At 33.4% G+C, this 13462-nt stretch carries 11 protein-coding genes; 1 reads left to right on the top strand and 10 read right to left on the bottom strand.

The annotated features are described in order from the left end of the window. Positions 1 to 11: 11 nt before the first annotated feature. The 7 genes from BN6559_RS13970 to BN6559_RS13940 all read right to left on the bottom strand — a co-directional run bounded on the left by BN6559_RS13970 (position 12) and on the right by BN6559_RS13940 (position 8206). The gene (locus tag BN6559_RS13970) at positions 12 to 710 is read right to left on the bottom strand and encodes a nucleotidyltransferase family protein (RefSeq protein ID WP_110955299.1); all 699 of its coding nucleotides are present in this window, start codon (positions 708 to 710) and stop codon (positions 12 to 14) included. A 35-nt stretch (positions 711 to 745) separates the two neighbouring features. Then, positions 746 to 1678, bottom strand: a complete 933-nt coding sequence (locus BN6559_RS13965) for an NAD-dependent epimerase/dehydratase family protein (RefSeq protein ID WP_110955298.1) — start codon at positions 1676 to 1678, stop codon at positions 746 to 748. Between the two features lie 113 nt (positions 1679 to 1791). Then, positions 1792 to 3252 carry a B12-binding domain-containing radical SAM protein gene (locus BN6559_RS13960; protein WP_110956410.1) on the bottom strand — a complete coding sequence of 487 codons (1461 nt, stop codon included), beginning with the start codon at positions 3250 to 3252 and terminating at the stop codon, positions 1792 to 1794. Between the two features lie 18 nt (positions 3253 to 3270). Further along, positions 3271 to 4215 carry a transketolase family protein gene (locus BN6559_RS13955; protein ID WP_110955297.1) on the bottom strand — a complete coding sequence of 315 codons (945 nt, stop codon included), beginning with the start codon at positions 4213 to 4215 and terminating at the stop codon, positions 3271 to 3273. After that, on the bottom strand, positions 4212 to 5042 hold the full coding sequence (locus tag BN6559_RS13950; RefSeq protein ID WP_110955296.1) for a transketolase: 831 nt from the start codon (positions 5040 to 5042) through the stop codon (positions 4212 to 4214). Before BN6559_RS13950 ends, BN6559_RS13955 begins: the two co-directional genes overlap by 4 nt. 26 nt (positions 5043 to 5068) lie before the next feature. Then, positions 5069 to 6046, bottom strand: coding sequence for a GHMP family kinase ATP-binding protein (locus BN6559_RS13945; protein WP_110955295.1), 978 nt, complete (start codon positions 6044 to 6046; stop codon positions 5069 to 5071). A gap of 15 nt (positions 6047 to 6061) precedes the next feature. After that, entirely contained in the window at positions 6062 to 8206 is a 2145-nt protein-coding gene (locus tag BN6559_RS13940; RefSeq protein WP_110955294.1) for a DegT/DnrJ/EryC1/StrS family aminotransferase, read from the bottom strand. Positions 8207 to 8591: 385 nt separating this feature from the next. On the opposite strand from BN6559_RS13940, the gene BN6559_RS13935 reads away from it, so the two are divergent. Beyond that, positions 8592 to 9869: an IS110 family RNA-guided transposase gene (locus tag BN6559_RS13935; protein ID WP_110955293.1), complete on the top strand. Its 1278-nt coding sequence runs from the start codon at positions 8592 to 8594 to the stop codon at positions 9867 to 9869. 213 nt (positions 9870 to 10082) lie between these two features. Here BN6559_RS13935 and BN6559_RS13930 read toward each other — a convergent pair whose 3' ends face one another. Genes BN6559_RS13930 through pseH form a run of 3 tightly spaced genes read right to left on the bottom strand, consistent with a single transcriptional unit; the run spans position 10083 to position 13460 of the window. Continuing rightward, positions 10083 to 11867: a glycosyltransferase family 10 domain-containing protein gene (locus tag BN6559_RS13930; RefSeq protein ID WP_199884013.1), complete on the bottom strand. Its 1785-nt coding sequence runs from the start codon at positions 11865 to 11867 to the stop codon at positions 10083 to 10085. Positions 11868 to 11884: 17 nt separating this feature from the next. Beyond that, positions 11885 to 12910: a pseudaminic acid synthase gene (gene pseI, locus BN6559_RS13925; protein ID WP_110955291.1), complete on the bottom strand. Its 1026-nt coding sequence runs from the start codon at positions 12908 to 12910 to the stop codon at positions 11885 to 11887. After that, positions 12894 to 13460, bottom strand: a complete 567-nt coding sequence (gene pseH / locus BN6559_RS13920) for a UDP-4-amino-4,6-dideoxy-N-acetyl-beta-L-altrosamine N-acetyltransferase (protein WP_199884012.1) — start codon at positions 13458 to 13460, stop codon at positions 12894 to 12896. The genes pseI and pseH overlap by 17 nt, the downstream gene beginning before the upstream one ends. Positions 13461 to 13462: the final 2 nt, after the last annotated feature.

Here is a 13462-nt window from a genome sequence, read left to right as displayed (position 1 = left end):
TGCCAATTATCTCACTTTCCACTTAATAGACCTAAAAAATCATTCTGTGCCTTCCAGTAATCCTCTGGAATTCCTATATCGATAAAATACCCTACACTCTCATAGGCATACAAATTAAAATTTTGCATATAATCTTGTAAAACTTCTTTTTCAAAAGAAAATTTCTTTTTCTCAATTCCATCTAACAAGGTTTTTTTCATCAAATATAATCCACCATTAATATATCCTCTTGATTTCTTGTATTTCTCATGAAATTCAAGAATCCTATCATCCTGACATTCAATTGTTCCATAACGAGCGCAATCGCACATCATCTTTTTTGCAATTGTAAGATCAGCCTGTTTTGAACAATGAAATTGATACATTTTAGACAAATCTATTTCAAAATATGTATCCCCATTTAAAACAAAAACATTTTCCTCTTTGCAGTATGACAAAGCTTTCTTAATAGCACCACCTGTAAATAGAGGTTCTTCCTCAATCGAATACTCAATTGCCATTCCCTTGTAATTGTTTTTAAAATATGTTTGTATCTGTTCTCTTTTATAATTTACTGCTAAGATAACTTTTTCAATTCCCTGCTCGCATAAATTATCAAGAATATATTCTAAAAAAGGCTTTCCATTTACAGGTGCCAAAGGCTTTGGTAAATCCTGAACAGCTTCTCGCAATCTTGTACCCAATCCGCCCGCCAAAATAATAGCTTCCATAACTAAATCTCCAACTTCAAAAAATACAACGCAAACTACGCATTATAATATTCGCTCTTATGTACAATCTGATAAGCGTTCAACAGCTCCTTGATGCCTTCGGCAATTGTAACTTTCGCTTTATATCCTGCTTTTAATAATTTTTCATTACTTACAATATAATCACGTTTATCAGGATCTTCACCTATTCTGGCTTCAAAAATATTTAGCTGTGAAAGTTGCTTTTTGATTTCCTGACAAAGCTCCATTTTCGTATAATTTGCTTCATCTAATCCTAAATTATAAACTTCATCTTTCATTTGCTCAAAATTATCCATCGCAAATAAAAAAGCACCTACAACATCACGAATATGTACATAATTACGTTTAAAACTAGACTCAAATAATACAATAGATCGATCTTGATATGCACGATAAACAAAATCATTTACTAGTAAGTCCATTCTCATTCTTGGGCTCGCACCAAATACTGTTGCTAAACGGAATACAACACAATTTCCACGTTCACGAATCATCTGTTCTGTTTCAACTTTTAATTTACCATATAAAGATACAGGTCGGAGCGGGCTCTCTTCTGTACAAGAAGCTTCGCCATCACCAACGCCATATCCAGAGTTTGTATTTGGATAAATAATTCTTTGATTTGGCTTTAACATTTTTAGCATACCTTCCACAGCATCCCGTGTAACTGTAGTCGCTCCTATAGGATCTTGTTTCGATAAAGGAAAACCAGTAAAACAAGCCAATGGAAAAATATAATCTACATCTTGTACTAATTCTTTAACTAATTCTAAATTACGAACATCGCCACGAACCATTTTAAATTTCAGATTATGACAGCATTCAAGTAAAGAATTTTGTTTAAACATAAAATTGTCTAAAGCTACTACTTCATGACCTTTTTTCAATAATTCAGGTACTAGTACCGAACCAATATATCCTGCCGCTCCTGTTACTAAAACTTTCATATATAAAACATCTCCTTATTTTTTCATATCGCTAATAACAACTTATCCATTTCATTTTTTATTATTTCACTTACCACCTTAAAGCCTTTCTTAAGTTTACATTAAAAATTAATCTATTTAAATTGACTATAACCACGTTTTAATAAACTACTAGTCATTTTAATAATATCATTCAAAGTTTTCTCACCAAACATTTTATTTATTTTGTCTAAATATCTTGGATTTTTAAAATATACATCGAACGCATAATCTCTAAAGCTCAAAATTTCTCCTGACGATAAATAATTAGAATTTAACGGCATACACTCATAAGAATACTGAGAATAGCCTCTCCATGATTTCGGTAATGACACCTTATTTTCAATAGCCTCATGATAAAGTTTTGATCCAGGATAAGCCATGGTTGTATATAAATTTACCCATTCAGTATTTAATTCTATTGCAAATGCTAAAGTCTGCCACATAGAAGCAAAATTATCTTCGGGCAAACCAAAAATATAATTTGCATTGACATAAATACCCGATTTTTGTGTCATTTTAACTACCTTTTTCGTTTGTTCTAAAGTATATTGTCCTTTTGAAACATCCTTTAAAGATTTTTCACTTGCTGACTCAATTCCATATGCTAACCATTTAAAACCAGCTTTAGATAATTTCTGTAGAAGTATTTCGTCTACAGTGTCAACTCTTGCATATGCCCAAATATTTAAATCATAATTTCGCTCTATTAACAAATCACAAATTACATTTACATGTTTTTTGTTTAATACAAAACATTCATCTAGTATCTTTATATAATGCACACCATGATTTTTTACCAAGTGATCAATTTCTTCAATTACCTTTTCTGGCGATTGATATCTAACACACTTTTTCCCAAACAAGGCTGAAACAGCGCAAAATTCGCAATTAAATGGACACCCTAATGAAGTAGCTATAACAGCATAGTTCCCTACGCTTTGAACATCACCAAAACATTGCCAATTATGCGCCTTATACCGTTCCATCGGTACCAAATCCCATGCTGCCATTGGCATACTTGATAAATCTTGTTGAAGATCAATAGAAGGATTTCCTTTTTTCTCTCCGCTCTTTGTATAATAATAAATCCCTGGTATATCAAATTCTGTTTTATTTTGCTTTAATTCATCTAATAACGTACAAACAGAATTAAAGCCTTCCCCTTTTATAACAAAATCTATATTTTCTTCGCTTAAAGTTTGCTCTGGTAATGCGGCCGGATGTAATCCCCACATAGCCACTTTGCCATCGTAAACTTTTTTGATGCTATTGGCAAGGAGTCCTGCACCTTCCATTTTCCAAGTCGATGCTGATAAATTCGTACCAGTAACAATAATTTGCACCAATAATGGATTGATTTCTTTTACTTTATCGGCAACCTCATCTGGTGATAAATTATAAGTTTCTGCATCTATAATTTTCACACTAAAATTTTTCTGTCTTACAAATCCCGCAATTGTCGCTGCCCAAAAAGGAGGCTCACAAGCTGCTATTTGGGTTAAGTCTCCATAGATTGCTTTCTGATCATTCGGACGAATTAATAATAAATCCATATCTAAAATTCCTTTCAATCAAAAGGCTGTCGCTAATTTTCTCACCTTTTCTATGATATTTACAAAATCCATACCAAACTCACCTCGAATGGCTTCGCGTCCCCCATAATTATAACAATGTTCATAACCATTGGAGGTATCAAATCCAATTCGCTTCACCTTGATATTTACCTCAGCATCATTTAAGATCTCTAAAATATAACTGCCAAATCCGCCTGCTAAACTATGCTCTTCTAAAGTCACAACGCCTTTTGATTCCTTTAATAAACGAATCAAACTTTCTTCTTTTACTGGTAATTGAAAGATATCAACAACCCCAACATTAATACTTTGTTTACTCAAAGTATTAGCAACATCTAGTGCTGTTTTTACCATATTGCCAGTTGCTAAAATATTTATTTTAGTCAAACTTTTTAATTCAGAAAATCCATCATCGATGTTTATTTTCTCCCCATGCAAATTATCAAAAATTTCTCTGTCCAATCGAATAAATTTGGGTCCATTTCCATCAACTGCTAGTTCAGCAAATTTATCCGCCAAAAATGAATCTGAAGAATTTAATATCTTAATATTTGGCAATGCCCTCATAATCGAAAGATCTTCAATGCAATGATGTGTGGGGCCAGATTCACTGTAACAAGCTCCAGCCCCAACGCCTACAATAGTTACTGGTAAATTCATTCCACATGGATAAATACGAATTTGCTCATAACAACGTAATGTTATAAATTGTGTAATTGCATACGCAATCGGTTTTTTACCTGCAAGAGCCAATCCTGTAGCAACTAAAATTGCATTTTGTTCAGAAATTCCAACATTGATAAACTGCTCAGGAAAGTCAAGCCGAAACTTATCTAAAGCTGGAGCTCCCAAGTCAGCGGAAACAACAACAATATCTTTATCATTCTTTGCAAGTTCGTATAATTTATCAAAAAAAGCATCTCGCATTGCTTGTTTTTTCATATTTTTAACCCCCTACGAACTTCTTCTATCGCTCTTGATAACTCTTTTTCTTTTACTGCACACCCATGCATAAATGGCTCATTTTCAATAAAAGATACCCCTTTACCCTTGACAGTATCTGCGATAATAAGTAAAGGTTTTTCTCTCTTTTCAACTTTAGGATTTCCTATTGCTGCTAATATTTCAGGAAAACTATGCCCATTGACTCGTTTCACATCAAATCCAAATGCGTCCCATTTCTCATCTAATGATTCAATTCCTGCTTCACGTTCTGTGAAATGCACTGCCCCAAGTTGATTTCTATCAACAATCGTAACCAGATTTGTCAGCTTACGATAACCAATGTGCATTGCTGATTCCCAAATAGAACCTTCACGGCATTCAGCATCGCCAATCATACAATAGACCATATTTTCTTTTTTATTTAATTTTAATGCTTCTGCAACACCTGCTGCAATACCTAAACCATGTCCTAAAGACCCAGAGATAATTTCAGCCCCTGGCACATCTGCTTTTAATAAAACTCCTAACTTACCACCAGCCTGTGCAAATAATTCTAAATCTCTTTTTGGGAAAAATCCCAAATCAGCCAAAATACAATAAAGAATTGGATTAGCATGTCCTTTACTATAAATAAAATAATCGCGTCCTGTCCATTTGCAATCTTTATTATTATAGTTAATTAATCCTGAGTAATACAAACTTACCAATAACTCTGTACAAGAAAACGATGATGTTACATGTCCAATTCCTGCTTTTGTTGTCATACGTAAAATATCTTCACGTAATTGCATTGCCTTTCGCTCTAAAAAATCTACATTTTCCATATACCCACATCCTATATATACAAAGTTCACGATTTATAATATAGCACTCTACTACCAAAGTCTTCAAAAGCAAATGGTACATATAAAAATTTACTTAACGATTTTTTAATTATCGCCTGATTTTCCGGTGGAACAAACAGTAATATAAAACCACCACCACCAGCACCTAAAAGTTTCCCGCCTATAGCCCCATTCTTTAATGCCGTATCATAAATACTATCAATACTACTATTAGAAATTTTATTCGTTAAAGAACGTTTCAATAACCAGCTTTCATGTAATAATCGTCCAAAATCAGCAATATTTACATTTGTCGCTAAAATATTTTTAGCGACTTCTACCATAGAAGCCATTTCTAATAATTCTTGTGTTTTTTTCGGTGTATTCTTCACTTGTTCCCCAGCAACATCACTTGCAACACGGTGAATTCCTGTAAAAAACAACATAAGGTGATCATTTAATAGTTTCTTTCTCTCTGGTAAAATCACAAGTGGCTCTACTTGAAAATCATCGGCGGTGAACTTTAAGCAATTTAAGCCCCCCATTGCTACAGCGATCTGATCTTGAACACCAACATTTTCTTTTAAAACATCATGTTCCATATAAATAGCTTCTTTTGCTAAAGCCATCTTATCAACATACTCGCCTCGTAGAGCATGTAATGCATTTAATAGTCCAACCGTAAAAGCCGAACTTGTCCCCAGTCCAGCCCTTGCAGGCAAATCACCATCATGCAGTATTGATAATTTCTCCAATTTCAAGTAACGCATACTTTCCCTAACAACTGGATGCTGTATTTCATCATATGCATTCACATTTTCTACTTTTGAATATACAATATGAGACCCATGATCAAAGAAGGGTGGCAGCTTTCTTACATTTAGATAGCAATACTTATCTATTGTAGTCGATAATGCACAACCACCATATTTGATATAATGTGGCATATAATCAGTGCCGCCGCCAAAGAACGAAATACGATATGGTGTCTGTGTTATAATCATAATCTACTACAACCTTTACAACTTATTTAATATAGCACATAATTTTAAAATTTTCTCTTCTTCTAGTTCAGGATAATTGCCAATATACATACTATAACAATGGATATGCTCTGCATTTTTAAAACTAGATGCATCTAAACCAGGACATGCTCTCTGAATAAATGGCTGCCTTGCTTCGTTACCACCGCCAGCAGTTCCCCGTCTAAATTCAACTTTTTCTTCACGCAATTTATTACAAACTCTTTCAAATAACAAATCATCTGCATATCTTAAAATTAAAATAAACGCATAATTTACGCTGCCTTCAATATCAAAATCCGTATAATATTTCTCCGCATCTAAATTATCTAAAAACATTTTAAAATTTCTATACCGGATTTCATTATTGGCATCTAATCTACCTAATTGACTAAGACCAATCACGGCATTTAATTCTGTACTCCGCATATTATAGCCCGGTACACAAAAAGTAAACTCAGGGTGTACCCCTGGATACTCTTTTTGGTATTTTGCTTTTAATTCTTCATTATTACTTTCACGTACCATCCCATGACTTCTAAACATACGTGCATATTGATAAATCCGTTCATCATTTGTACAAATTACTCCACCTTCAATTGTACTCATATGATGTGCATAGTAAAAAGAGAAATTAGACACCAAACCAAATGTTCCTAATTTTTTATTATTAAATGTAGCACCATGTGATTCACATACATCTTCCACTAAAATAATATTACGTCTTTCTAGCTCATCTAACATTCTCTGGCTTAAGCCATTAAAACCTAATACATGCGTTAAAAATACAGCTTTCGTCTTTGGTGTAATAGCTTCTAACATCTTATCTTCTGCCATAGAAAGATTATGTAAATTTACATCAACTACGACTGGTTGATGTCCTGCTGTTATTACACTTGCAAAATCACTCGCCCACGTAATCGCCGGTACAATAATTTCACCTGCACCATATAGTTCTTTGATAATTGCCATTGTAATAAAATTTGCAGATGAACCAGAATTTACAAATACGCTATATTTAACACCCAACCATTCACTCCATTGTTTTTCAAATTCACATACATATTTATTCTGGGTAAATATATCATGATTTCGCAAAAAATCAATTAGACAATGCACATCTTTACGAATTATGTTATTACTCATTAATGGAATATCTAGAGCTTTTTCTATTGTCTTTTCTTCTATTACTTCTACACGATTTTCACACTGTATTGTATCGCTATTTTGCAAAAACCATTCATAAGTTTTTTGTAAACCATCAGAAAAATCAGTCTGACTTTTCCAGCCTAACTCCGTCATCTTTGTATTATCTAACAATTTTCTCATTGTACCGTCTGGCTTTTCCGGATCAAATAAAATATTTCCCTGATAACCTATGACTTTTTTTAATTTTTCTGCTAATTCTGCAATAGAAAATTCATTTCCACCTGCTAAATTAGTTAATTCAAAATTTTTCGCATGTTGCATCAGATATATAGCGCCATCTGCAAGATCATCCACAAACATAAACTGTCGTTTCGGATTGCCTGTCCCAAATAAAGTTACATTATCTTTACTTTGTTCATGTGCATTATGCATTTTTATCATAATATTAGCCAACACATGGCCATTTTCACTAAAATCATCCTCTATGCCATAATAATTTGGCATGACTACTGGTATAAACTCAGTCCCATATTGTCTATTATAAGCACAGCACATTTCAACCCCAGCTGTTGTCGCTGTTGAATATGCAACACTCGTTTTTTCCATCATTCCAGTCATAAATGAGGATTCTTGCATAGGCTGCTGGCACTCTTTTGGATATACGCAAGAACCCGTTAAAAAAATCAGTCTTTTTACTCCATGCAGATATGCACCATGAATAACATTATGTTGAACCATCAAATTTTGTGAAATAAATTCTGCCGGTTTTTCTTGATTTACGGCAATTCCACCATGCGGTCCAGCAAAACAAAATACATAATCCGGCTTATTTTTTATGTAATACTCAAAAACCTCTGCACTATTTAATAAATCAAGCGCTTCACTATTCGGTGCAAGAATATTTTGGTAACCATTTTTAGTTAACACTCTGACAATAGCTTTACCGATCATATTTTCAATATCTAAAACAAAAATTTTAGAACACAACTTCATTACTACTCCCCCTCGTATTATAAGTTTATAGACCTCCTATAGAGGCTATAGACTTATTTTTTTATGATATAGGTATTGAATCTTAGATACCTACATAACTAATAAGTTTTTATAATCATGGCCCCAGATGCTATACTTTGTTCATAAGAACTGTAGCTGTGGTTACTGCTTCACTCTCCCTGCAAAACTTTATGTTATTGCCCAAAAAGCATGCAGCCCTAACGCTACGCCAAGACTTATTACACAAATGCTGCATTCTGGTATCTAGCCACCCGCAGGGTATTTCTGCCAGACAATGCTAATAACGCGAGGTTTAGGGTGGCGTAGTGATCTGGGATCATCCATGATTACATTCTTTATTTTATTTTGAAAGGTGGTGATTTCCGTGAAGAAAATCGATTACCTATCAACGCTTTTTGTTGGGATTGATATTGAATCCCGTATTAATGTTGTTTCTGCACTTGATTTCCATCAGGACTATTTCATAAAGATGCAACCGGTTCCTAATTCTCTTGATGGCGCACAACTTCTTGAATCAATGATTGTTGATGTTTTAGCTAATAACCACCAGTTCAAGTTCCTCATTATCGCTATGGAGTCTACCAGTTTTTATGGTGTTCATATCGCCAACTATCTTTCTGCCAGTGATAAACTTGCTCCTTTCTCTGTACATGTTTATTGCCTTAATCCAAAGGAAGTTAAAAACTATAAAAAATCTTTTAACGACTTAGGTAAGAATGATGGTATTGATTCTTTCGTTATTGCTGATTATGCTCGGGTTGGACGTATTTCTATTAAACCCTGGCGCGGTTCCCAGTATTTAGCTCTTCAGCGTCTTTCTAGACATCGTTTACATATCACCGAATGTATTGCTCGAGAGAAAACATACATGTTAAATAACATCTTTCTGAAATTCAGTGAGTATGCTTTGCTCCATAAAGACGAACATCCTTTTTCAAACAAATATAGTGCTACTGCTGAAGCTATTTTGACTGAATTTACAACCAATGAAGATCTTGTAAATTCATCTGTCGAACAACTCGTTGCTTTCGTCAACTCCAAAAGTCGCGGTCGCATTGTTGATCCTGATGAAACTGCTAAGCTTCTTCAAGCTGCTGCCCGTAATTCATACAGGCTGGATAAATGTCTTTACGAACCATTAACCATTTCTATTGCTTCTTCTTTTAACTGCATCAGTTCTTTTGAAAAAGAACTCAATGCGATTGATAAAGCCATACTTCAAACTGTTCAAGGCTTAAACCCCAATGAGTATACAGTTCTAAATTCCATCCCTGGAATTGGTAAAGTCTACTCTGCTGGTATCCTTGCCGAACTCGGCTCTATTAAAGCTTTTCAAAATTCTAATGCTCTTGCCAAATACTGTGGTATTGTCTGGAATGATAACCAGTCTGGTGAATTTGAAGCAGAAGATAAAAGGATGAGTAAGTCGGGAAACCGTTACCTGCGCTACTACATCATCGAAGCTACTGGCAGTGTCATAAGGAACTGTCCTGAATACAAAAGTTTCTATAATAAAAAATATGTTGAAACTAGAAATCATCAACATAAAAGAGCACTCGCGTTGACTTCCCGTAAATTTTTACGTATGCTTTTTGGCCTGCTGGACAAAAACCAACTCTACTCTCCGGAAAAGAGTAGGTAATCTATATGTTTCGTCCAGCTTACGTTTTTTCTTTGAAAAACCGTAGGTCTATTCAAGTTGCCCTTTTCTAGCAAAAACATTTCAATTATGGTCTTGACATATTACCAAATTGCTTAAGGCTTGATCATATCTTAACTCAAGTAATTTTCATCAAATAAACCCTCTACAAAATTTCTTCTTTCTTTAGACTAATCAAAAAATAGCCTCTTTCGCTTATTTAATATATTCTATAACTTTAACCAAGCAATCGGTATAATTTTCTATAGAATACTTTTTCGCTTGATCAGATTTTAAAAATTTTTCTATATTCATTAAATAAGTATTATAATCTGCTTCATCCATTGTACTGATAAAATTATACAAATCATCACAACTTGGAAAATCTCTCAAATCAATAAAAGTTCCTTCCGGCACAACATCTTTAATATCTGGACAACCAAAATAAATAGGAACACTGCCAGCAACCATTGCGTCAAATATTCTCGGATCAAAAAACTCTGTACTTTTATGTATATAATTAGGAATGCTGATTACAAATTTAAATTTTGCAAGCGTCTCAATTCTATCATCGGCAAAACCTCTATAACTCTTAAATTTTTCTTTTGACCATCGTGCGCCATAAAATTCAAACTCATCACTATGATATTGATCAAAATAAGTAATAAGAGCTAATCTTTCCGGATATAGACAACGTTTATCTCGCAATTCACGAAAAAATCCTCCACCCGCAAATCCACACAATTTTTTATCCTTAAAATCATATCTTTTCTTAAAATTGAAATAAAAGTCAATAATTCCAGGCTGATAAAAATATTTTTGATTATCTATCCAGTCTTGATTGCCCGTCAAACAAAATAAGAATTCTTGATGACTTTCTTTTTTGTAATGATTAGGTGTTACAAAAGCCGGCTCACTTGATACACATAATATTGCTTTTTTTTGATTATTCGTCTTACAAACTATTTTTTTCCATTTTTCAACGTAAAGATTTTCATAAACTCTATGCGAAACAAAGAAAATATCCCCCGAATCCCACATAAATAAAATAGCTTTCGCCTGTTCTAGCAAATCATATTGTATAGGTTTTACAACATATCCTTTTTTAGATAATTCTTTAAAAAACAAGCCATATATATTGGTAATAGACAGACAATTTTCTAATGATATGCCTGCTTTGCCATGTGCCATAAGAAGCGGCAAAACAATCAATATAAGTTTCTTGTTCTCATCTGTCGAAAAAACCCCTATGTCAATTTCTGGTTCAGGGAAATCATGAACAACTTTTTCTTTTAATAAAACACCGATATTTTCCAATCCTTCTCCGCAGTTTTTTACATCATCTACAAGTAAATGATGATAATACCATATGGCATCTTTTCCGCCTGATTCCTGAATTGGAGAATAAATACGCTGTTCTTTTTCTGCAAAAGTAATTTTCAATTTTTCGTTCAAAACAATTTTATAACCATTTTGCCACAAATTCAGACAAAAACTCATATCATAATTAGGTAAGGTTGTGTAATAAGTATCCAAATACATCTCCGGAAAAGTTACATGGCAAAACTTTCTTTCGAAACCATTTATTTTTTTTAAAATCTCAGTTCTAATCAAAAAACAATCCAAATGTAAGTATGCATATTCTGAAAATTGATTTTGCATTGCTTTTGTCTGTATTTCTCTGCCGTAGTTAGATAATGGAACCATCATATCTGCGCCTGTTTTATTTAAATCACCAAAAATCTCATCTATTTTTTGATTTGAAATATCACTTTTACCATCCACAACTAAAACAAATCTGTATTTATCAAAAAGTCCTTTTTCTAAAGCATAATTTACAATATAGTCATGTCTTCCCTGTAAAACAGCCGGATAATACACATTTTTTCTATCATACCCACCATAATTCTTATAATCAGGTCTTCCTAAAATATAATTAGGCCAATAGCTTTGTCGCTGAAAGTCATCTATATAAAAAACAATTAACTCATTTTCCAACATACACATTCTCTCCTAAATTAAATAAGATCCCATTGTACAGGAGTTCCTTTTTTTACATTTCTACATACTCGCTTTCCATAAAAAGCATCATAATATTTCGGGCTCAGCCCTAGGCCTGGTCGAATCGCCCGCATATTCTTCTCCGTAATCACATCACCATTTCTCATATCTTCCACAATATATAAGCTACGTCTAAATTGTAAAGATTTTTTTTCCTGTTCACTAATGCCATAATGTACTTGTCCCATAGCTTCATAAGCACGATTCGCTTCTTCAACCAACATTTTCATTTCTGCTGGCTCTAATGAGAATGCAGAATCTACGCCTCCATTTGCACGTGAAATTGTAAAATGTTTTTCTATGACCGTTGCTCCTAATGCAATACTTGCAACTGCCGCTCCTATACCTAAAGTATGATCGGATAATCCAACATTACAATTAAAGAGCTGTTTCATATGTGGAATTGTTAATAAATTTGTTCCTGCTGGTGTTGATGGATAACTGCTTGTACATTTCAGTAATATCAAATCTGTACAACCATTTACTCTTGCTGTTTGTACCAAATCATCAAGTTCAGCTAACGAAGCCATCCCTGTCGAAGCAATAATCGGCTTACCAGTTTGCGAAACCTTCTTAATTAGTGGCAAATCAACATTTTCAAAAGAAGCAATTTTATAAAATGGTACATCTAAGCTTTCAAGAAACTCCACTGATGTCGAATCAAAAGGTGTACTAAACCCAATGATCCCAAGTTCTTTACACCGCTGAAATATCGGCTCATGCCATTCCCACGGTGTATATGCCTTCTGGTATAAATTATATAAAGAAGCGCCTTCCCATAAACTATTTTTATCTTTAATAAAAAACTCTCTTTCATTAATATCTAAAGTCATTGTATCCGCTGTATAAGTTTGAATTTTTAACGCATCCACGCCACTTTTTGCAGCCAATTCTACAATTTTCAAAGCTCGTTCTAAAGATTGATTATGGTTTCCTGACATTTCTGCAATAATAAAAGGTTTTGTTCTACTTTGTATTTTCAAATTTATCAATCCCTATCTTTTCTAACCCTTTTCGATAAACATTTTCCTTTATTTGATTCCATTTTTCTTTAAATAAAGTAAATAGTACTAAATCAATATACTTATCTTCTCGAAAAAGTTCATCTAGCATCTTTCCATTTTGCTCAAATCCTAAGCTTCTATGATAATTAATACTCTTTACATTATAATCAATTACTTCACTATTAATTTTATGAACTTTATATTTCTCAAATGCATAAGACAACGCATAATAAGCCATTATTGTCCCACAGCCTTTTGGAGCATTCTCTTCCCCAATATAAAATCCCCAATGACAATGATGATGCATTCTATCAATATCAATAAATGATACAATTCCTACAGGTCTATTTTCCACAAGAAAAGCTAAAACTTCTCTATCATTTCGCGTCTTTAAATTTTCAAACCATTGAAGATGTTCTTGCCATGTAATCACTTCATCATTAACCATACATTCTCTTATACGTTTGGCATTCCGCCATTGCAAAATCAATTTTAAATTTTGCTCATCAATTGGCATTAGTTTAAACATGA

This window comes from Massilibacillus massiliensis (assembly GCF_900086705.1).
Lineage (GTDB): Bacteria > Bacillota > Negativicutes > FLKF01 > FLKF01 > Massilibacillus > Massilibacillus massiliensis.
Note: the sequence above shows the minus strand (reverse complement) of the source record. Positions and strands in the feature narration are given on the sequence as shown.

Coding starts and splice junctions, on each gene's coding strand:
- pseH (WP_199884012.1), bottom strand. CDS start 13,460: ATGTTTAAACTAATGCCAATTGATGAGCAAAATTTAAAATTGATTTTG.
- BN6559_RS13960 (WP_110956410.1), bottom strand. CDS start 3,252: ATGGATTTATTATTAATTCGTCCGAATGATCAGAAAGCAATCTATGGA.
- BN6559_RS13965 (WP_110955298.1), bottom strand. CDS start 1,678: ATGAAAGTTTTAGTAACAGGAGCGGCAGGATATATTGGTTCGGTACTA.
- BN6559_RS13945 (WP_110955295.1), bottom strand. CDS start 6,046: ATGATTATAACACAGACACCATATCGTATTTCGTTCTTTGGCGGCGGC.
- BN6559_RS13955 (WP_110955297.1), bottom strand. CDS start 4,215: ATGAAAAAACAAGCAATGCGAGATGCTTTTTTTGATAAATTATACGAA.
- BN6559_RS13950 (WP_110955296.1), bottom strand. CDS start 5,042: ATGGAAAATGTAGATTTTTTAGAGCGAAAGGCAATGCAATTACGTGAA.
- BN6559_RS13940 (WP_110955294.1), bottom strand. CDS start 8,206: ATGAAGTTGTGTTCTAAAATTTTTGTTTTAGATATTGAAAATATGATC.
- BN6559_RS13930 (WP_199884013.1), bottom strand. CDS start 11,867: ATGTTGGAAAATGAGTTAATTGTTTTTTATATAGATGACTTTCAGCGA.
- BN6559_RS13970 (WP_110955299.1), bottom strand. CDS start 710: ATGGAAGCTATTATTTTGGCGGGCGGATTGGGTACAAGATTGCGAGAA.